Here is a 1199-nt window from a genome sequence, read left to right as displayed (position 1 = left end):
CTGAACAGCTCAAGCCGTCGTGCCTCTGGCATCAGCGCCTCGGCTGCGGCATAGGCCTCTTCCGGCTTTCGGGAATGTTCGCGGATCTGGCCCTCGACCACTGACCGCACGTTTCGCGTGGTCTTCGGCGCCCCGCGCGTGGCCAGCAAGAACGGCTCGCCCGCACATCTCAGCAGGTAGCCAGTTCCAAAAGCCATCTTTCCGCGCGTCGTGCGCTTCACCCAATGGCCCCCGGTCTTGAACGCGAAGCCCCACGCCGAGATCACCTCCAGCGCCTGTGGCAGCATCGGGTTCGTTGCCCAAAGCCAGAGAAGGCAGTTGTCGGCCGCCAGCACGGACACCGGCAGCGCCTTGATCCAGTCCAGCGGCGTGCAGGCGTATTGCGCCTTTGCGTTCTTCGCCTCCCCACCGGCAGACCAATTGTCGAACGACCACGGCGGGTCCGCCATGATCAGATCGAAGCCCCCGGCGGGGCGAAGCGCTGCGAAGTCACGAACCAGTGTCATGCCGCCTCCCGAAAATCCCGGCCGCGCGTCTTGGCGCGCGCTTCACCGGGCAGGCCCGCCACCAGGGAGGAGGAAAGCGGCGGATAGACGCGGGGCGCGCATTGGAAACGGTCAGGGGGAACCTGCGCGCCCCGCCCCGACGTTCCGTGAGCGGACCGCCGGAAGGGGAAAGGGATCGGCCGGGCGTATCGCCCCCGGCCCTGGGCCGTGGCCTTCCGAAAAGCGCGAAGACCAAGGAACGCGGTCGCGATCAGCACCGCCGCAGACGGGGCCGGGACCGGCACCACCTCAGGGCCGGTCGGCTGCGGCACAGGGGCGGTCGGATGCGGGACGGTCAGCCTGCAAAGCGTCCCACAGCTTGGCCTGCCACAGCACCCAGCCAGAGGCGACGGCCCCGGCAAATACCCCGGCGACCGCCATACCGACGACCAAACGAAGAACGTCCCCAAGGACGGCCAGACATCGAGGACGGCCACGGCTTGACGAATCCGGCATAGCGCCCATTCCTTCCCAAGAGCCTGTTGCGGGCAGATCGCCGCCTCGCGCGGCAGCGCCCATTTTGCGGTGAATGGCTCATCCAGCCCCACGGGGCGAAACGCCGACCGGCCATCAGCCAGCGTCACCACCTGCAGGTCATCCGCATGCCAGACCGGCACCGTCGCGGCGCTGGCCGGGGCGGCAACCGCCATGGCG

Annotated in this window: 2 protein-coding genes; both read right to left on the bottom strand. The window is 68.6% G+C overall.

The window, feature by feature from the left end:
* Nucleotides 1-506 (bottom strand): MT-A70 family methyltransferase (locus BYZ73_RS21190; RefSeq protein ID WP_112317573.1); only part of this gene is annotated, 506 nt, incomplete at its 3' end.
* On the bottom strand, nt 503-1199 hold a 697-nt coding region (locus BYZ73_RS23615; protein WP_220086882.1), incomplete at its 5' end, for a hypothetical protein. The genes BYZ73_RS23615 and BYZ73_RS21190, both read right to left, overlap by 4 nt.

The organism is Rhodovulum viride (assembly GCF_003265965.1).
Taxonomy (GTDB): Bacteria; Pseudomonadota; Alphaproteobacteria; order Rhodobacterales; family Rhodobacteraceae; genus Rhodovulum; species Rhodovulum kholense.
Note: the sequence above shows the minus strand (reverse complement) of the source record. Positions and strands in the feature narration are given on the sequence as shown.